This window comes from Ruegeria sp. HKCCD8929 (assembly GCF_013031405.1).
In the GTDB taxonomy this organism is placed as follows: domain Bacteria; phylum Pseudomonadota; class Alphaproteobacteria; order Rhodobacterales; family Rhodobacteraceae; genus Ruegeria.
This window is the reverse complement of record NZ_WPZY01000003.1, coordinates 85573-104626: the sequence shown is the minus strand read 5'-3', so window position 1 is coordinate 104626 and position 19054 is coordinate 85573. Positions and strand designations below refer to the sequence as shown.

18 protein-coding genes are annotated in these 19054 nt (G+C 61.7%); 10 read left to right on the top strand and 8 right to left on the bottom strand.

Features of this window, described 5'->3' with window-relative positions:
• Window positions 1-55: 55 nt before the first annotated feature.
• Window positions 56-1807: an acetolactate synthase 3 large subunit gene (locus tag GOX53_RS05515; RefSeq protein WP_171174234.1), complete on the bottom strand. Its 1752-nt coding sequence runs from the start codon at window positions 1805-1807 to the stop codon at window positions 56-58.
• Window positions 1808-2211: 404 nt separating this feature from the next.
• Between GOX53_RS05515 and GOX53_RS05510 the strand changes: the two genes are divergently transcribed.
• The 3 genes from GOX53_RS05510 to GOX53_RS05500 all read left to right on the top strand — a co-directional run bounded on the left by GOX53_RS05510 (window position 2212) and on the right by GOX53_RS05500 (window position 4088).
• Window positions 2212-3060: a hypothetical protein gene (locus tag GOX53_RS05510; RefSeq protein ID WP_171174232.1), complete on the top strand. Its 849-nt coding sequence runs from the start codon at window positions 2212-2214 to the stop codon at window positions 3058-3060.
• 51 nt (window positions 3061-3111) lie between these two features.
• Window positions 3112-3495 carry a VOC family protein gene (locus GOX53_RS05505; RefSeq protein WP_171174230.1) on the top strand — a complete coding sequence of 128 codons (384 nt, stop codon included), beginning with the start codon at window positions 3112-3114 and terminating at the stop codon, window positions 3493-3495.
• Window positions 3496-3587: 92 nt separating this feature from the next.
• Window positions 3588-4088: a metal-dependent hydrolase gene (locus GOX53_RS05500; RefSeq protein ID WP_171174228.1), complete on the top strand. Its 501-nt coding sequence runs from the start codon at window positions 3588-3590 to the stop codon at window positions 4086-4088.
• Between the two features lie 92 nt (window positions 4089-4180).
• On the opposite strand, the gene GOX53_RS05495 is transcribed toward GOX53_RS05500, so the two are convergent.
• Window positions 4181-4828, bottom strand: coding sequence for a response regulator transcription factor (locus GOX53_RS05495; protein ID WP_171174226.1), 648 nt, complete (start codon window positions 4826-4828; stop codon window positions 4181-4183).
• Entirely contained in the window at window positions 4825-6258 is a 1434-nt protein-coding gene (locus tag GOX53_RS05490) for a cache domain-containing protein (RefSeq protein ID WP_171174224.1), read from the bottom strand. The genes GOX53_RS05495 and GOX53_RS05490 overlap by 4 nt, the downstream gene beginning before the upstream one ends.
• A gap of 252 nt (window positions 6259-6510) precedes the next feature.
• Here GOX53_RS05490 and GOX53_RS05485 point away from each other — a divergent pair, with 252 nt between their 5' ends.
• From GOX53_RS05485 to GOX53_RS05475, 3 genes are all read left to right on the top strand, one after another.
• Window positions 6511-7593 (top strand): TRAP transporter substrate-binding protein, encoded by a 1083-nt coding sequence (locus tag GOX53_RS05485; protein WP_171174222.1) that lies wholly within the window; start codon window positions 6511-6513, stop codon window positions 7591-7593.
• A 123-nt stretch (window positions 7594-7716) separates the two neighbouring features.
• The gene (locus tag GOX53_RS05480; RefSeq protein WP_171174220.1) at window positions 7717-8643 is read left to right on the top strand and encodes a TRAP transporter small permease subunit; all 927 of its coding nucleotides are present in this window, start codon (window positions 7717-7719) and stop codon (window positions 8641-8643) included.
• Window positions 8644-8660: 17 nt separating this feature from the next.
• On the top strand, window positions 8661-11015 hold the full coding sequence (locus GOX53_RS05475; RefSeq protein ID WP_171174218.1) for a TRAP transporter large permease subunit: 2355 nt from the start codon (window positions 8661-8663) through the stop codon (window positions 11013-11015).
• A 153-nt stretch (window positions 11016-11168) separates the two neighbouring features.
• On the opposite strand, the gene GOX53_RS05470 is transcribed toward GOX53_RS05475, so the two are convergent.
• The 5 genes from GOX53_RS05470 to GOX53_RS05450 form a co-directional block, all read right to left on the bottom strand.
• Window positions 11169-11558, bottom strand: a complete 390-nt coding sequence (locus GOX53_RS05470; protein ID WP_171174216.1) for a VOC family protein — start codon at window positions 11556-11558, stop codon at window positions 11169-11171.
• Between the two features lie 6 nt (window positions 11559-11564).
• Window positions 11565-12389, bottom strand: coding sequence for an arginyltransferase (locus GOX53_RS05465; protein WP_171174214.1), 825 nt, complete (start codon window positions 12387-12389; stop codon window positions 11565-11567).
• Between the two features lie 74 nt (window positions 12390-12463).
• Window positions 12464-12901, bottom strand: coding sequence for an RDD family protein (locus tag GOX53_RS05460; RefSeq protein WP_171174213.1), 438 nt, complete (start codon window positions 12899-12901; stop codon window positions 12464-12466).
• A gap of 64 nt (window positions 12902-12965) precedes the next feature.
• Complete coding sequence (locus GOX53_RS05455; RefSeq protein WP_171174211.1) at window positions 12966-13391, bottom strand: DUF2852 domain-containing protein; 426 nt, start codon at window positions 13389-13391, stop codon at window positions 12966-12968.
• 152 nt (window positions 13392-13543) lie between these two features.
• Complete coding sequence (locus GOX53_RS05450) at window positions 13544-14011, bottom strand: YbaK/EbsC family protein (RefSeq protein ID WP_171174209.1); 468 nt, start codon at window positions 14009-14011, stop codon at window positions 13544-13546.
• Window positions 14012-14128: 117 nt separating this feature from the next.
• On the opposite strand from GOX53_RS05450, the gene GOX53_RS05445 reads away from it, so the two are divergent.
• The 4 genes from GOX53_RS05445 to GOX53_RS05430 are packed head-to-tail and all read left to right on the top strand — an operon-like array spanning window position 14129 to window position 18983.
• Entirely contained in the window at window positions 14129-16921 is a 2793-nt protein-coding gene (locus GOX53_RS05445; protein WP_171174207.1) for a glutamine-synthetase adenylyltransferase, read from the top strand.
• Window positions 16908-17183 carry a hypothetical protein gene (locus GOX53_RS05440; RefSeq protein ID WP_171174205.1) on the top strand — a complete coding sequence of 92 codons (276 nt, stop codon included), beginning with the start codon at window positions 16908-16910 and terminating at the stop codon, window positions 17181-17183. The genes GOX53_RS05445 and GOX53_RS05440 overlap by 14 nt, the downstream gene beginning before the upstream one ends.
• A gap of 52 nt (window positions 17184-17235) precedes the next feature.
• Window positions 17236-18444 (top strand): RSP_2647 family RNA methyltransferase, encoded by a 1209-nt coding sequence (locus tag GOX53_RS05435; RefSeq protein WP_171174203.1) that lies wholly within the window; start codon window positions 17236-17238, stop codon window positions 18442-18444.
• Window positions 18441-18983 carry an RSP_2648 family PIN domain-containing protein gene (locus GOX53_RS05430; protein ID WP_171174202.1) on the top strand — a complete coding sequence of 181 codons (543 nt, stop codon included), beginning with the start codon at window positions 18441-18443 and terminating at the stop codon, window positions 18981-18983. The genes GOX53_RS05435 and GOX53_RS05430 overlap by 4 nt, the downstream gene beginning before the upstream one ends.
• Window positions 18984-19054 lie beyond the last annotated feature (71 nt).

The following is a 19054-nucleotide window of genomic DNA, read 5'->3' as shown; positions in this document are numbered from 1 at the left end:
CTGAAGTCGGGACCGGGAGTGTGCTCCCGGCATCTGTTCTGTATCGATCCGGGCCTTACACCAACACCGCGCCGCCGGACTGAATGACGCCCTGCGTCTCGGCCTCGCCCAGCAACATCTCGTTATGGGCCTTGCCCGACGGGATCATGGGGAAGCAGTTCTCGTGCTTTTCAACCAGACAATCGAAGATCACCGGGCCGTCATACTCGATCATCTCCATGATCGCGTCATCCAGATCGGCCGGATCGCTGATGCAGATGCCCTTAGCGCCGAAGGCCTCGGCAAGTTTCACGAAATCGGGCAGGGCCTCGGACCACGAATGCGAGTAGCGCTCACCATGCAGCAGTTCCTGCCACTGGCGCACCATGCCAAGGCGTTCGTTGTTCAGGATGAACTGTTTCACCGGCAGGCGGTACTGCGCGGCGGTGCCCATTTCCTGCATGTTCATCAGCCACGAGGCCTCACCCGCGACGTTGATCACCAGCGCCTCGGGATGTGCCATCTGCACGCCGATGGAGGCGGGGAAGCCGTAGCCCATGGTGCCCAGACCGCCAGACGTCATCCAGCGGTTCGGATCTTCAAAGCCCATGAACTGCGCCGCCCACATCTGGTGCTGACCCACCTCGGTGCAGACATAGCGATCCCGGTCCTTGGTCAGTTCCTCAAGCCGTTGCAGCGCATATTGCGGTTTGATCGATTTGTCGCTGTTTGTGTAGGCAAGGCAGTTCACCTTGCGCCATTCGGCGATCTGCGCCTGCCATTGCTTCACATTGGCCACATCGGTCTTGCGCCCGCGCGATTTCCAGACCTTGAGTATATCCTCAAGCACATGGCCCACATCACCAACAATCGGGATATCGACGCGGATCACCTTGTTGATCGAGGATGGGTCGATGTCGATATGCGCTTTTTTCGAGTTCGGGCTGAAGGCGTCGATGCGCCCGGTGATCCGGTCGTCGAACCGCGCGCCGACATTGATCAGCAGGTCGCAGTCATGCATGGCCATGTTGGCCTCATAAAGCCCATGCATGCCCAGCATCCCCAGCCAGTTCTTACCCGAAGCGGGGTAGGCGCCCAGACCCATGAGCGTTGAAGTGATCGGAAACCCGGTGGCATCCACCAGTTCACGCAGCAACTGACTGGCCGCCTTGCCCGAATTGATCACACCGCCGCCGGTGTAGAACACCGGTTTCTTGGCGGTCTCCATCGCGGCGACCAGTTCGGTGATCTCTTCCATGTCACCCTTGAGCACCGGCTGATAATGCGACGTTGAGGGTTTGGGCGGTGTGTACTCGCCGCTGGCGAACTGCACATCCTTGGGAATGTCGATCAGCACCGGACCGGGGCGGCCCGCGGTGGCGACGTGAAACGCCTCGTGCATGGTGGCGGCAAGCGTATCGGTGTCCTTGACCAGCCAGTTATGCTTAGTGCAGGGGCGTGTGATGCCCACGGTGTCGGCCTCCTGAAAGGCGTCAGAACCGATCATGAAGGTCGGAACCTGCCCGGTCAGCACGATGATCGGGATCGAATCCATCAGCGCGTCGGTCAGGCCGGTCACTGCGTTAGTGGCGCCGGGGCCGGACGTCACCAGCGCCACGCCGGGTTTGCCGGTCGAGCGGGCATAGCCCTCGGCGGCGTGCACGGCGCCCTGTTCGTGGCGGACCAGGATGTGGCGGATGTCGTTTTGCAGAAAAATCTCGTCATAGATCGGCAGCACGGCGCCGCCGGGATACCCGAATACCGTGTCCACGCCCTGATCCTTGAGGGCCTGGACCACCATCTTTGCGCCGGTCATCTCACGTGTCATCTGCTTTGCTCCATTGGCGACATGCGTCTTGTGTGCATAAAAAAAGCCCCCGAACTTTCGGAGGCGCATGGGTTGGATTATGGTCTACCGTCACCGGCCCATGCGCTTGGTTCCTACGATTACGACTAGCCTGGTCATTGCCAGCGGCTCCTTTTTGCTGGTCGGGACATTATGGTCGAGGGCGAAGGGCGTCAACCGCCAATCCGGCAGTTGCATGTCGGCGTGAGCGAATTTTCGGACATTTTCTTGCGCAGATTGCCGCATGCGGGGAACTTTTCACTTTCGGCGATGAGGCACCAACGCTGGGAGAGGTCAGATTCCGTCAGCGGCATGTCTGAAACAGGCGTGAATCACTCTGGGTGCAGTGTCACGCTGAGACGGACGCAGCAACAAGGAGAGCGAGGATGGAATTGCACGATCTCGTGGATCTGGGCCGCTATCCGATCGACCGCCCGGATGCACCTGCCTATGCGCGATTGATCAGCGATCTGCGGCGTGAGCTGGACGAAGATGGCTGTGCTGTGTTGCCTGGGTTCGTTCACGAGCAGGGCGTGACCGCGCTGATCCAAGAGGCGGATGTCGTGGCGCCCAAGGCGCACCGGTCATTCAACCGGACAAACGCCTATTTCAGCAAGGATAACCCCACGCTCAGCCCCTCACATCCGATCCGGCAGTTCTACGACCGCTCGAACGCGTTTGTTCCGGCGGATAATTTTCGAAAATCCGGACCGTTGCGGCGGATCTACGAATACCCCGGCTTCATGCCTTTCATTCGCGTCGCTCTAAACGAACCCGAAGAAAGGTTCCATCGCTACGACGATCCGTTGGCGGATGTGATCATCAACGTGGTGGAAGAGGGGCAGGGCTTTCCCTGGCATTTCGACACCAACAATTACACCGTGACGTTGGCGATCCAGAACGGTGAGAGCGGCGGTGAGTTCGAATACGTCCCCCGCCTACGAAGCGCGACGGATGAGAATTTCAGCGGCGTGGCCTCGGTTCTGGGCGGCAACATGGGCCTGGTCCGTCAGCTGGTTCTGCAACCGGGGGACCTGCAGATCTTCAAGGGCCGCTATGCTCTGCACCGCGTGGCCCCGGTTCAGGGCGCGCGCAAGCGTTATGTGGGCATCTTCTCGTTTGTGGAAACCGAAGGCATGTGCGGCGGGGTTGAGCGCACGAAGCAGCTCTATGGCCGTGTGCTGCCGCACCATTACGAGCGCGAGGGGCTGCGCTCGGACCAGCTGCTGGATTGAGGCGATTTTGGCTGTAAGCTGGAGGTATCAGAGCCGAGCCCGGAGATCCCAATGGCGCAGATGACCCAGATAACCCCGTTTGTTCTGTGCAGTTCGCTGGACCGGCAAATCGAATTTTATCGGGATCGGTTGGGATTTGTGCTGGGGTTCAGGGCTGACAACTATGCCTTTCTGAGACGCGATTCCGTTGCCGTCCGCCTTCTGGAATGTCCGCCTCGGGATGACGGGCGTCCATTGGGCGACGATCAGTCGTTTTACATCGACGTCAAGGGGATCGACGCGCTCTACGAAAGCCTCAAGCCTGGTCTTGACGACTTGCCCGAAGCGCGCGTACGTCCGCCCTTCGATCAGCCCTACATGCAGCGTGAGTTTCACGTCCTCGACGAGGATGGAACGCTGGTGTTCTTTGGAGAGGGTATCGGAGACCGAAGCTGAGTCGTTGCCGGACAGGTGTTTAGGATTTACGACCAGCCGAACGGAAACAAACCGCATTTGACATTTTGGCATGACTACCGTTTGAGTTCAGCATGTTCATTGCTCATTTACCTGCCGGCTATTTGGCCGCTGATCTTGTTGCATCGACAAAGGACCAAGACAGACGAGGTCTCATAGCCGTCGGACTGATCGCGTCCATCTTGCCCGACATCGATTTGCTCTGGTTCTATCTTGTCGACAATCGCCAGACTGCGCATCACGAGTACGTCTTTCACTGGCCTTTGTTTTGGATCTCAATCGCGTTCGTCGTATGGGCCGTCTCGTGGATCACGGATCAGAGATGGATAAGGCCTTATATTCTTGTGGCCTTGATTGGTTTGTTGCTGCACATGATGTTGGACAGCTTTGCCGCGGAAATATACTGGCTCAGACCGTTTTCGGAATTTCATCTCAATGCGGTTGAGGTGCCCGTGCGTTTTGAGTGGTGGGTTTGGAACTTCATCCTTCACTGGACGTTCGCGGTCGAACTGGCCATTTGCGCCACAGCAATACTCGTATACCGGCGGCGGAAAGCAGGTTTTGGGACGACATGACGCGCGCGTTTGAATAGTGCGCCAGATGCTGATTTTCGTGAAACGCAGATCGGCAAAGAACCCAAAAGGCCGTTCACTCCGAGAGGTGTCGTCTAAAACCGCCCGCCGGTGCCCTGCAACACCCCATGCTCCATCGCGTACCGGGTAAGGCCCGCGGTCGATGAGATGCCCAGCTTGCGCTTGATGTTCTTGCGGTGGGTCTCAACCGTGCGGACTGAGATGTCGAGCGCGATTGCTACTTCCTTGTTCGACTTGCCCTGCGCCAGTTGCAGCAGGATGGTTTGTTCGCGGCCCGTCAGCGCACCGCGTCCCTCATCCTCCTTGGGTTCCAGCGAACCGCTGGCGCCGGTGCAGAGATAGCGCTCACCCCGCATTACGGTGTCGATGGCCTGCCGGATCTCGTCCGTTGGAACGTCCTTGAGGACATAGCCCTTGGCGCCATGACCCAGCGCGGTCGAGATGTATTCGGGGCTATCATGCATGGACAGGATCAGGATCCGGGTGTCCGGCAGACGTTCGAGGATCAGTTCCGTGGCCGAAAGCCCGCCGAGGCCCGGCATGTTGAGGTCCATCAGGATCACGTGGGGGGACAGGGTTTCGGCGCGGTCCACCGCTTCCTGACCGTTGCCAAGCGTGCCCACCACTTCGATGTCGTCATAGCTTTCCAGGATCGACTGGATGCCCTCGGCCACCATCGGGTGGTCGTCGACGATCAGGACGCGGATGGCGGGGGCAGTCATGAACCGGCCTTTCTTTTCGGGGCGGCCTCCTCTTCGGGGGGCAGCAGATGGCTGAGCGGCAGGCTGGCCTCGATCACCGTGCCGCCTTGCGCGCCGCGTGATGACAGAATGCGCAAGGTCCCGTCAAGCTGCTCGATCCGCTCCTGCATGTTGCGCAGCCCGATGCCGGGGCTGACTTCGCCTGGGCGCGACCGCAATCCGCGGCCATTGTCGGCAATGCGCATGGTGGCGCCTTTCTTGTGGCCGCGCAGGTCGATGGTGACGCGGCTAGCGCCGGAATGGCGCTCGATATTGGTCAGTGCTTCCTGCGCGATGCGGTAGAGCGCGATCTTGCTGTCGTGATCCAGCCGGTTGCGGAACACCACGGTGGTGAACTGCGTCTCGATCCCCGTGCGCTCGCTAAAGTCGTCGGTCAGCGCCTTGAGCGCAGGGCCGAGGCCGAGGTCGTCCAGCACTCCGGGGCGCAGGTCGCGGCTGATGCGGCGGACCTCGGTGATGGCGGTGCCGAGGTTCTCGATCCCCTTGTCCAACGGAGATCGCGCTCCCGCATCATCGCCGCGCGCCAGTCTGCGGCGGGTGTTGTCCAGCGCATAACGCACGCCGACCAGGATCTGGCTGATGCCATCATGCAGTTCGCGCGCCACGCGCCCGCGCTCTTCTTCCTGCGCGTCGAATACCCGTTGGGTCAGTTCCTTGAGCTTGGCATCGGCCAGCCGCCGTTCGCGGATGTTCAGCAGCATGCCAGAGACAAAAACCATGACCAGAGCCGCCAGAACGATCGCGCCGATGTAGAAAAAGGTGCGGCGGGTCTGCGCTTCGACCTCGGCCCGGGAAGAGGCCACGGTCGCGAACACGTCGTCAACGAAAATCCCGGTTCCCACGGCCCATTGCCAGTCCTGCAGGCCCACGACATACGCCACCATCATGGCCTCTTCGCCGGTTGACGGTTTTTGCCAGACAAAGTTGTGCCATCCCGCACCCTGCCGGGCGAGGCGAATGAACTCGTCGACCACGGGCGTGCCGTCGCGGTCGGTCAAACCCTCCCAGTTGCGGTTGATGAATTCGGTCTGGCGGGGGCTGACCAGATTCTTGCCATCGTAGTCGTAGACGAAAAAGAACCCGTCCTTACCATAGATCATCGCACTGAGAATCTGAGTGACACGGTCCTTGGCCGCCTGATCGTCGGGCGCGGCTCGTCCATAGATATGGCTGAACCCGTTGCGTGCCTGGGTGACGTAGTTGCGCAACTCGTCCTTCTTGGCTGCGAGCAACTGCCGTTCCAGCGTGCGGATTTCACGCTCGGCAGTTGATCGCGCTTCATAGGCCACAAGCAGGGCGATCGCGGCCACCGCGATGACCAGCGGGATCGCAGCGATCAACGTCAGCTTTTGCGCGTAAGTCAGGGAAAACAGTGAAAACCGTCGGAACATGCGCGAATCGTTACGCAATGCGCTTGCCAAAATCAAAGATTTTACCCCTGGCCGTTTGAGCAGAATACGGTTCCTCCGGGGGCGTGGAGAAAGCGTTTTGCCTGAAAAACAAGTCTGTGCCCGCAAAAAAGACCTGAATCTACGCAGTAATAGGTATTCACATAAAGGACCGTGGGGATAGGCTATCGCCACTCGAAACGATCCGCCCGGGGGCAAACCTCTGGGCATTCTTCAAGGGGAGGACAGACTCGCATGGATCGTCGCTCATTTCTAAAAAAATCTGCTCTGGGTGGCTCGGCAGCCGCCGCAACCGCTCTGGCGGCACCGGCCTATGCTCAGGGCAAGCGCACCCTGACCATGGTGACCTCGTGGGGCCGTGGTCTGGCTGGCGTGTTCGACAGCGCGCAGCGTTGTGCTGACAGCATCACCGCAATGTCCGAGGGCAACCTGACCGTTGACATCAAGGCGGCAGGCGAACTGGTTGGCGCATTCGAAGTGTTTGACGCGGTTTCGTCCGGTCAGGCCGACATGTATCACGCAGCGGACTACTATTTCGTAGGTCAGCATCCGGGCTATGCGTTCTTCACCGCTGTTCCGTTTGGCATGACCGCGCAGGAACTGGTGAACTGGTACTATCATGCAGGCGGGATGGAACTGCATGACGAACTGGGCCAGATCTTTGGCCTGAAATCCTTCCTGGCCGGGAACACCGGTGCTCAGGCGGGCGGCTGGTACTCGAAAGAGATCAACAGCCCCGAGGATTTCAACGGTCTAAAGTTCCGCATGCCGGGTCTGGGTGGCAAGGCTCTGGGCAAACTGGGTGCCTCGGTTCAGAACATTCCGGGCTCGGAAGTGTATCAGGCTCTGTCTTCGGGCGCGATCGACGGTACCGAGTGGATCGGTCCGTGGGCCGACGAAAAGGCGGGCTTCCAGGAGATCACCAAGACATACTACACCGCTGGCTTCCACGAGCCCGGCGCCGGTCTGTCACTGGCAACGAACCGCGAGGTCTTTGAAAGCCTGACACCGGGCCAGCAGAAGATCATCGAGATCGCGGCCGGGGAATGCCACCAGTGGAACCTGGCCCAGTTCCTGGCCAACAATGGTGCCGCGTTGCAGCGCCTGCAGGCCGGCGGCGTCAAGGTCATGGAATTCCCCGACAGCGTCTGGGATGCCTTCGGCAAGGCCAGCCAGGAAGTGCTGGATGAAAACATGGGCGACGAGCTGTTCAAGAAGATCCACGACAGCGCCATGGAGTCGATGGCGGCGTCGTCGGCGTGGCTGAACCTGTCGTCGGGTGTCTATACCGCACAGCGCGACCGCGTTCGCGGCTAATCGTTAAAACGCTCAATCAAATGGTTTCCCCGCACCTGCGGGGAAGCCTTTCCCGTTGCACATGCGCGGGCCTGACGGGTCCGCTATAATCAGCAGTGCAACCGACGCGACCCTGGGGATAACATGCAGGACGATAACGGAACCTCGTTTTTTGGCGCCCTGTGGAACGGACTGGTCTGGTTCGTTCAGAACATTGCCGAAGCCTTCTATAATTTCGGATACGCCATCACGCATCCGCAACTCTGGCTGAACTGGTCCGACAAAGAGGCGATCATGCGCTTTGTCTATTATGGCGGTTCGGTCGAGTTCTTCTTTGTGGTCTTCACCCTGCTTCTGGTTCTGACGGCCATTGGCCTTTACCACCGGAATTTCATGTGGGGCATGGTGCGGGGCCTCGAAGGGTTTGCCAACACAACCGGGCGTTTCTTTGCCTGGGCGGGTCTTTTGATGGTGGTCCAGCAGATCGTCATCGTGTTCATCCAGCGGGTGTTTGCGCGGCCTGATATGTCCTTTGGGCTGGGCATCCCTTTCTCCATGGATATCAGTTGGTTCTCGGAGGAACTTAAACTTTACAATGCAATGGTGGTCTGCCTGTGCTGCACCTACACGTTTGTCCAGGGCAGCCATGTCCGGGTCGACCTGATCTATTCCGGGGTCAGTCACCGCGCCAAGCGAGTGATAGATATGTGCGGCGCGGTGCTATTCATGATGCCGATGGCCATCGTGATCTGGATGTATGGCTGGTATTTCCTGTGGCGGCACCTGATTGTGCCAAAGCCTTCCGCCAGCGATACGCTGGACCGCCTGGTGATGAAAGCCAGGGCGCTGCGCTGGAACGTGGAAACCATCGGGTTCAGCCCGAACGGGTTCAACGGGTACTTCCTGTTCAAGATCCTGCTGGTGGCTTTTGCAGGAATGGTGTTCCTGCAGGCGGTCGCGTTTTTCTACCGCTCGTGGCTGGAATTCCGCGAAGGGCCGTCCAGTGAAAACAAATACCTCGACAAGGATACGCTTGGAGAGGGTGAAGAAGCCTATGAAGGCGCGCATTGAGAATAGGAACCTGAGCTATGCTATTCGGTCTTGATGGCGTCGAAATCGGCCTCATTATCGTTTTTTTCTGCCTGTTCGGCAGCATCCTTTCCGGCTTTCCGGTGGCGTTTGCCATTGGCGGCGCGGGGATCATCTCGTTCGGGATCATTGCCGCGCTCGACAGCGCCGGGCTGCTGATCCACCAGGCAATCGACACATCGTCAACGCTTTATCGTGATCTGGTCAATTCCGGGGTGCACCCGGATACCATCTCGGTCTTCCGATACCCGGATCTGCCGAGAAGTGCCGAGCCGGTCTTCGTCCAGGGCTGGGAAGTGGCCTTGGACCGCAACGTCTCCTTTATCGTCAACCGCATCAACGAGCGGGTTCTGGCGGGCCAGTCCATCGAAACGCTGCTGGCGGTGCTGATGTTTGTGCTGATGGGCATCACGCTGGAACGCTCGAAGATCGCCAACGACCTGCTGACCACCATGGCCCGTGTTTTTGGCCCGCTGCCCGGCGGTCTGGCCGTGTCCATCGTGGTGGTGGGCGCGTTTCTGGCGGCCTCGACCGGTATCGTCGGGGCGACCGTGGTGACCATGGGCCTGCTGGCCCTGCCGACGATGCTGCGCAACAACTACTCGCCGGAACTAGCAACGGGGGTGATCGCTGCGAGCGGGACACTGGGGCAGATCATTCCGCCGTCTATCGTGATCGTTCTTCTGGGCACGCTGGCGGGCGATCTCTACTCGGCCGCGCAGGAGAGCCGGGCGGTGGCTGCGGGCTGTTCCGATGCGCTGACCTATCTAGGCGAACCTGCTGTGGTCTCGGTCGGAACACTGTTCCAGGCTGCGTTGTTGCCGGGGATCATGCTGGCGCTGCTCTACGCGCTTTATGCCTTTGGCTACGCGATGCTGAACCCTGAAAAGGCGCCAGCGGTTGCACTGGGCGCGTCCAATCACGAGCCGATCACCCGCGGTGAGGGTCTGACCTGGTTCCTCGGGGCGCCGGTTGCGCTGATCGCGGGCGTAATCCTTCTGTCCGGCGTCGGCATCGTCGGCTCGCAGGATGTCACCGTCTCGGCCTTTTCCGACATCGGCGAGGGTGCCAGCCTGCGGACCAAAGTGCCGGAACAATGCAAGGTCTCGATGATCGAACTGCATGGGCAAGAGGCCTGGGACCAGGCCGTTGCCGAGCAGGAGGCCATCGACGCCGCAGGCGGTGTCAATCAAAGCGAACGGCTGAGCGATGAGCAGATCGCCGAGGCACGCCAAGCGAAGATCGACGCGGCGGCACCGATCGGCACCGGTATGGCCGTGATAATCGTCCTGCTGGGGCTCACGCTGATGCTTGGCCGGGGCATCGCGCCGTCCCGGGATGTGCGCCCGCTGATCGCGGGGGCCATCGGGTTGCTGCTTCTGGCTCTGGCCGATGTTCTGTTTGTTCAACCGACCACCTCTTCGGGGGCGACGGTGTTAATCATTGCTCTGCCGCTGATCCTGACACTGTATGGGTGTAAGGTGGCGGCTGTGCGCGCCACCAGGAACGAACTGATTCGGGTCGTGTTCCCACCACTGGTTCTGATCATCGCGGTGCTGGGCTCGATTCTGGGCGGTATCACCAATCCGACACCCGCTGCGGCGCTTGGCGCGGGCGGGGCCATCATGCTGGCCGCGTATCGAAAGCTGCAGGATGAGGGTCGCTCGGGCATGGTGATCATCTGGTCCACCTTTGCCATCATCATCTGCATTCTGATCGGAGTAAATTTCGATCTGCGCATCAATCAAGGGAATGTCAGCGTCGAAAGCTGGATCGCCTTCTTCTTTGCCTATGGCGCCTATCTCTACGCACTGTTCGGACTGTTGTTCGGGTGCTGGGTGCTGTTGAAGACGGGCGTGCTGAGCCCGGTGGTGCGTGAGACGGCCAAGGTGACCTCGATGGTGTTCACCATCCTGATCGGTTCGCAGCTGTTGAACTTGGTGGTGATCTCGTTTGGCGGAGAGCACTACATCCAGCAATTCCTGAAGAGCTTCGACAACGAATTCACGGTTTTCCTGATCGTGATGCTGGTACTCTTTGTGCTGGGTTTCGTGCTCGATTTCCTCGAGATCATCTACATCGTGATCCCGATCGTGGGGCCGGTGATCTATGGCGGCTCGTTCGATCCGAAATGGGTGACGATCATGGTGGCGGTGAACCTGCAGACCTCGTTCCTGACACCGCCCTTTGGTTTTGCGCTGTTCTATTTGCGCGGGGTTGCACCGAAAGAGGTAACCACGGGCCACATCTATCGCGGCATCGTGCCCTTCGTGATCATTCAGGTGGTGGGCATCGCAATCTTGTGGTTCTTCCCGGCAATCGTCACCATCGTGCCGGCACTGATCCCGAACTGATCGGAGACGGCTGTTATCAGAATGAAAAGGGAGCCTTCGGGCTCCCTTTGCTCTTTTTTGTTTGAAGGCAAAGGGGCGCTGCCCCTTCTTGCCCCGGATGAGGTCCGGGGCAATTCGTCCCCGGGATATTTCTGAACAGAAGAAGGGTCCGGGTCAGGTGAACTGGAGCAGGTCCCAGCGGTTGCCGAACGGGTCGCGCCAGACCGCGACCGTGCCATAGGGTTCGTGGCGCGGCTCTTCCTCGAACACTACGCCCTTGGCCAACATCGCGGCGTGGTCGCGGGCGAAATCGTCGGTGGTGAGAAAGAACCCGACCCGGCCTCCGGTCTGATTGCCGATGGCTGCACGTTGTGCGTCCCCGTCCGCTTGAGCGAGGATCAGGGAGCCTTGCGCGGCGCCGGGTGGCGTGACGCGGACCCAGCGTTTGCCACCGCCCAGGTCTTTGTCCTGATCGAGTGTGAAACCTATAGTGTCCACGTAGAACGCGATGGCGGTGTCGTAATCCGCCACCACCAGAGCGACGGCGAATATGGATTGTCGCATTCGGCCTCAGCCTTTTGTCGGATGGCGGTCGGGCAGTTGGATATTCGCCACCTGCTCGGCAATCGGGTCGGTCGAGAGCGGGTGGTGCGAGGTGTTGGCGAAGGCGTCGGGGTTCTTCACGGTCAGCCATTGGCCCTTCAGATAGATCTCCAGGCCTGAGAACTTGGCCTTGTAGCCCATCTTGGGGCTGCCCGGCACCCAGTAGCCGAGATAGACATAAGGCAGCCCGGCCTCACGCGCGATCTCGATATGATCGAGGATCATGTACGTGCCCAGCGAGTTCTGCGGCTGGTCCGGATCGTAGAAAGAGTAGACCATGCTCAGCCCGTCTTCGAGCACGTCCGTGAGGCTGACCGCCGTCAGATCGCCGGTGCGGTTGTCGGTATATTCCACCACGCGGCTGCGGACCGGCGTTTCCTCGATCATCGCGGCGAACTCGAACACATCCATATCGGCCATGCCGCCATCGGCGTGGCGGGTGTCGAGGTAAGTGCGGAAGAGGTCGAACTGATCGTCGGTGGCCCAAGGCGAGGTTGCCCGCCGGCCCAGATGTGCGTTGCGCCGCACGGTCCGTTTTTGGCTTTTGCTCGGGGCGAATTTCGAGACGTCGATCCGCGCCGAGAGGCAGGCGGCGCATTCGGTGCAGGAAGGGCGGTAGAGTACGTTCTGGGACCGGCGAAACCCCTGCTGCGACAGCGAATTGTTTAACCGTTCCGCGCCTTCGCCTTGCAGCGCGGTGAACAACTTACGCTCCATCCTGTCTTCGAGATACGGACAGGGTTGCGGAGCCGTCACATAGAATTGTGGCGCGATTGGCAGCGTGTGGCGCATGAGGGTCCCGTAGTTTCCTGCCCGGATGATAACAACCGATTCGGGACCCGCCAAGAGTGCAAAAAAGAGGCCGCTTACGCCAGCACGCGTCGGTTAATTGCGACCGTGCCCAGCACCATATCGGTCAAACCTTGCGCGCGGGCGCTGGTCAACATCATGACGACCGAGATCACCTGCAGCACCGGAATGGCCATGGAAATCGTGTAGCCGGCGGTGTGGGCCAACGCCAGGCCGGTATCGAAACGGGCGCCATAGGCGTTGCGCAGTTCGACCCCGACGAACCGCATACCCCAGGTGGCCGAGCCGTTTGCGATGGTGGCGACCCGGTAGACAAAGCCGACCGTCAGGTAGAGCAGCGGCCAGATGAAGGCACCGACAAAGGCGGTCAGCAGCACCACGATCAGGCTGAGCAGGATGATGATAACGGTGTCGAATACCCAAGCCAGGAAACGCTTGGCTGCGACGGATTGATAAAACTCGGGCTGGCGGTCGGGATGGGGCAGGTGGGTCATATCGGAAAATCCGGTTGATCGAAACAAGGTGGTCCCCACGTCGGGCGGGCGCGGGGAACCTGGTTCAGGCGTCGCCGTCCTTGTCGTTTTCTTCTTCGCGGGCGGCACGGGCGCGTTCATCCATGAACTGGTCGAACTCGGCTTTGTCCTTGGCTTCGCGCAGGCGTTCCAGGAAGGCTTCGAAATCATGCTGTTCGCGTTCCAGCCGGGCCAGCGTGTCTGCCTTGTAGGCGTCAAAGGCGCTGTTGCCCGAGGGTGTCATCGCCGTGGCGTGACTGCGCCAGGTTTTGCTGCGGCGGCAGGATTTGCTGAACATGCGTTTGCTCCAGATCATGTAGGCGAGAAGGGCCAGGCCGATGGGCCAGAAGAAGACAAAGCCGAGGACCATTGCGGCGATCCAGGCGCCTTTGCCCTTTTGATCAAGCCAGGCCTCGGCGCGGTAGAGCCAGCCCGGATGGGTGGGGGCGACGGGGTCGGACAAAGTGGTCATTGGGTCTCTCCAGGTTTGATGTAAATCGCTTTCACATACATCAAGATAGGATGCCGTCCGCGGTATGCAAGGGGTAATGTGAAAAAGATTTACATTATTTTCCGTTGATGCGCCAAAAGCCGGTTTTGCGGCGGTTTTCTTGAGCTGTTTAGCTACTCGGTGAATTCCACCGATACCGCGCCGGTCAGTTTGAGCAATGCGTCGGGACTGATTGAGAATACATGTCGTGGTGTACCCGCTGCGGCCCAGATCGTGCCAAACTCGGCCAGCCGGGGGTCGAGAAACGTACGAATGGGCGAGAGACGCCCAACAGGCGCCACGCCACCGATTGCGAACCCGGTCTGGGTGCGGACCAGATCGGCATCCGCTTTACCAAGCGGTTCTCCGGCTGCTTGAGAGGCTTTGTTTGCACACACCCGGTTTCCACCTGCTGTCAGGAACAGGATGGCCTCACCAGTTTGCTCACCGCGAAAGATGATGGATTTGGCGATCTGGTCTACCGTGCAGCCCACCGCATTGGCCGCATCCAGCGCGGTTCGGGCATTGTCGGTCTCGCGGATATCTACGGCAAGTCCGGCATCGGCGAGTGCAGCGCGCACGCGTTTCAGGCTTTTGCTCATCTCGGTCTCCGCACGTTGGTGAAGGGGGCAGATTAGGCTCGTCCTGATTGCCCTACAAGCACGGCGCGAGGGGTTGACGCATTGACCTTGGCGCCTAGCAATGCTCACCCTGCGGCAATGACTGGAGCTTTGACCATATCCCGCCTGCCACGCCCCTTTGATCCTGCGCTTGGCGCCGATACACGCGCCGCCGTGCCCGGACTGACCGCTGAGCAGGGCGCACTGATCGAAGGTGTCGCGGGCTCCAGCCCCTACCTCAAAAGCCTGATCGAGCAGGAGGCCGACTGGCTGGCCCCGACGCTGGCCGACCCCGAGGCGGCGATCGCCGAGGTCACCGCTGCCGTGCACGCTCTACCGCCCGATCAGTTGAAACCAGGGTTGCGGCTGGCCAAGCGGCGGCTGGCCCTGCTGACCGCGCTGGCGGATCTGTCGGGTGCATGGCCGCTGGAACGGGTGACGGCGGTGCTCACTGATTTCGGTGCTCAGGCGGCGGATGTGGCGGCCAAGGCCGAGATCGCGCGGGCGATCCGGCGCGGCAAGCTGCCGGGCCAGACCGAGGACGATATCGAGACTGCCGGGGGCCTTGTCATCCTGGCCATGGGCAAGATGGGCGCGCATGAGCTGAATTACAGCTCGGATATCGACCTGATCGTGCTCTTCGACGAGACCCGGTTCGAGCCGGACGATTTCTACGAGGCGCGACAGAGTATGGTGCGCGCGACCCGCAATTTCTGCGCCACCCTCAGCGACAAGACCGCCGATGGTTACGTGTTTCGCACCGACCTGCGGCTGCGCCCCGACCCGGCGGTCACCCCGGTCTGCATGGCGATGGAGGCTGCCGAGCGCTACTACGAAAGCCTGGGCCGTACCTGGGAACGTGCCGCCTATATCAAGGCGCGGCCTTGTGCGGGCGATCTGAAGGCCGGGGACCGGTTTCTCGACACCTTGCGGCCCTTCGTCTGGCGGCGACATCTGGATTTCACCGCCATTCAGGACGCCCACGACATGCGCCTGCGTATCCGCGAAAACAAAGGCACCGGCGGGGCGCTGTCGATCCCTGGTCATGACATGAAGCTGGGCCGGGGCGGCATCCGCGAGATCGAGTTCTTCACTCAGACCCGTCAGTTGATTGCCGGAGGGCGCGACAGCGACCTGCGCCTGCGCGGCACGGTCGAGGGGCTGGCAGCGCTGGCCACCAAGGGCTGGGTGCCGCAGGACGTGGCCGACAAGCTGACCGATCACTACCGCGCCCATCGCGAGGTCGAACACCGCATCCAGATGGTGCATGACGCGCAGACCCACAAGCTGCCGCAGTCACCGGACGGCATCGAAAGGGTGGCTTGTCTGATGGGGATCGGCGCCGAAGAGTTGACCGATGATCTGACCGACCGACTGACCGAGGTGCACGACCTGACCGAAGGTTTCTTCGCACCCGGTTCCGGCCCCGCGCCGACGCAACCGGCTGAGGTCGAGTTCGATGCCGGCGTCATGGCCCGCTGGCCCACCTATCCCGCCCTCCGTTCGCAGCGTGGCGCGCGTATCTTCGAGCGCATCAAACCCGAACTTCTGTCCCGCCTCGCCAAAACCGCCAAGCCGGATGAGGCGCTGGTGGCGCTCGACGGCTTCCTCGCGGGCCTGCCCGCCGGGGTGCAACTGTTTTCGTTATTCGAAGCCAACCCGCAGCTCATCGACCTGCTGGTCGATATCGTTGGCACCTCTCACGCGCTGGCCACCCACCTGTCGCGCAACTCCTCTGTCTTCGATGCGGTGATCGGCGGCGCGTTCTTTACCGACTGGCCCGGGCAGGCGGCGTTGGAGGCCGAGTTGCGACAGGCGCTGGAGGGCGAGGACGATTATGAACGCCAACTCGACATGGCCCGCCGCTGGGGCAAGGAGTGGCATTTCCGCATCGGTGTGCACCACCTGCGGGGCCTGATCGACGGAGCCACAGCGGGGCAACACTATGCCGAACTGGCCGATGCGGTGATCGCTGCCATCCTGCCTTGCGTCGCCGCGCAGTTCGCCCGCAAGCATGGGCCTGCGCCGGGGCGCGGGGCGGCCGTGCTGGGCATGGGCTCGCTGGGGGCAGGGCGGATCAACGCGCAATCCGATCTAGACGTGATCGTGATCTACGATCCCGAAGGGGTCGATATGTCCGAGGGCAAGCGCCCGCTAGCCACGCGTACCTATTATGCCCGCTTTACGCAGGCACTGATCACCGCACTGACCGCGCCCATGGCCGAAGGGCGGCTTTATGAGGTCGACATGCGCCTGCGCCCCTCGGGCAATCAGGGGCCGGTTGCCACGAGCTGGGCCAGCTTTACCCATTATCAACGCGAAGAGGCCTGGGTCTGGGAACATCTCGCCCTGACCCGTGCCCGCGTGGTGGTGGGTGAGGCCAGCCTTGTCCGCGATATCGAGACCTTCAGGGCGGGCTTCATCGCCGAGGCGAAGGACCGGCAAAACGTGCTGGGCGAGGTGGTCGAGATGCGCACCCGGCTGGCGGCGGCCAAGACCCCGTCGGGCGTCTGGGATGCCAAGACCGGGCCGGGGCGGTTGCTGGACATCGAACTGATGGCCGAAACCGGCGCGCTGCTGGCGGGCCGGGTCGAGCGCGATGTGCATTCCGGCCTCGACGGCGCCGTCGCTGCCGGGCTGCTGAATGTCGCGGATGCCCGGACGCTCAAGGACTGCTATGACCTATGCTGGTCGGTACAGACGGCGGCGCGGCTTTTGTCGGGCAAGGCGATCGAGACGGGCAGCATCGGCGAGGGCGGCGCGGCCTTTCTCTGCCGGACCACCGGCTTCGACCGGATCGAGCAGTTGCAGGCGGCGCTCGAGGACAGCTATGCCAAGTCCGGGGTATTGATTCCGGCTGCCATCGGAGAGGGGACAGATGGCCCAGAGTGACGATCCCAACGATCCCAAGGGGCTGATCCGCGAGGCCTATCGCATCGACGGCATCACCGCGCCCGAATGCCGGAGCATCTTTCTGGACTGGGCGCTGAGCCTGCCCGAGGCATGCGATCAGGCACAGGCGCTGCGGGCGCTGCACGCCAGCTACGCGCCCGGTGCGCCGGATCATCCGATGAGCCAGGTATTGCAGGAGGGGCTAAGCGCGGCCCAGACCCCACGCCGGCGCGGCGGCTGGCGCTCGCGCGAACGGGGCTGATCCGCATTGCAAAGGCTTTCCCCTCGAAGGCAATCCGACTAAGAGGGCGCTCATGACTGCGCCTTCCTCTTCCGACCGTCCCCGTGTCCGCCTCAAACCCAAGGCCAATGCCCGTGGCCTGCGCCACGGCTTTCCCTGGGTTTACGCCAACGACATCGTCACCGACCGCCGCACCCGCAAGATCGAGCCTGGAGCGCTGACGGTGCTCGAGGATGACAATCGGGCACCCATTGGGCTGGTCGCGGTCAATCCGGCCTCCAAGATCATGTGCCGCATGCTCGACCGCGATCCGGCGGCGGAACTGACCGCCGAATGGTTCGAAACCCGGCTAACCCGCGCGCTTGAGCTGCGTGAGCGCCTGTTCGACGCGCCATATTACCGGCTGATCCATGCGGAAGCCGACGGTTTTCCGGGCGTGATCATCGACCGTTTCGGCGATACCTGCGTGATTCAACCCAACGCCGCCTGGGCCGAGGTGCATCTGGACCAGCTGACCGAGGCTCTGGTCAACGTCACTGGCGTCACCACAGTGCTCAAGAACGCCTCGGGCCGGACACGGAGCCTCGAAGGTCTGGACGACGTGAGCGCCACTCTGCGCGGCGAAACGCCCACCGTGCCGCTGCCGGTGCCGATGAACGGCGCAACCTATATGGCCGACCTGACCGGCGGGCAGAAAACCGGGCTGTTCTACGACCAGCGTTCAAACCACGCCTTTGCCGCGCGTCTGGTGCACCCACAGGCACGGGTGCTCGACGTGTTCTCCCACGTAGGTGGCTTCGCGCTGGCCATGCTGGTGGGCGGTGCGACGCAGGCGCTGTCGGTGGATGGCTCCGCCGCCGCGCTGGATCTGGCGCGGCAGGGCGCCGAAGCCTCAGGGTTTGCCGACCGGTTCGAGACAAGGCAGGGCGATGCCTTCGAGGTTCTGACCGCGCTTGGCGAAGAGGGCGCGCAGTTCGACGTGGTGATCTGCGACCCGCCAGCCTTCGCACCCTCGAAACAAGCGTTGGATGCGGGCCTGCGCGCTTATGAGCGGGTGGCGCGCCTTGCCGCGCCGCTGGTCGAACCGGGCGGCTATCTCGGCCTCTGCTCATGTTCCCACGCCGCCGATCTGGGCCGGTTCCGCGACGCGTCGGCCCGGGGCATCGGGCGCGCCGGGCGCCACGCGCAACTGATCCACACCGGCTATGCCGGGCCGGATCACCCGCAACTGCCGCAATTGGCCGAAAGCGGTTACCTCAAGGCCGTGTTCTTCCGGTTGTGAGGGCGGTTCTGGATACCTGCGTCATCTACCCCACGGTGATGCGCGAGATGCTGCTGGGCGCGGCACGTCAGGGCCATTTCACTCCGCTCTGGTCGGCTCGCATCCTTGAGGAATGGGCGCGTGCCGCAATCAAACTCGGCCCCGAAGGCGAGGCCCAGGCCCGCGCCGAGATCGCGCTGATCCGCGCAAACTGGCCCAAGGCCGAGATCAAACCCGCCGCCGGCATCGAGGCCCGCCTCTGGCTGCCGGACGAAGCGGACATCCACGTACTGGCAACCGCCGTAGCCGCCTCCGCCGACACCATCGTGACCATGAACGCCAAGGACTTCCCGCGTCACATCCTGGCCGAAGAGGGCCTGACCCGAACCGACCCCGACACCCTGCTGCACCAGTTCTGGCAACACGACCCTGAAAGCACCGCCTCCATAGCCGAGCAGGCACTGACCGAGGCCAATCGTCTCTCCGGCGATCAATGGACCCTGCGCCCACTGCTCAAGAAAGCCCGCCTGCCGCGCCTGGCCAAGGCCCTTACCACCTGACCCAATACTTCTTCTGTTCAAAAATATCCCGGGGAGCCGTCATCGGTTGCGTCATCGGTCCGAGTGACCGA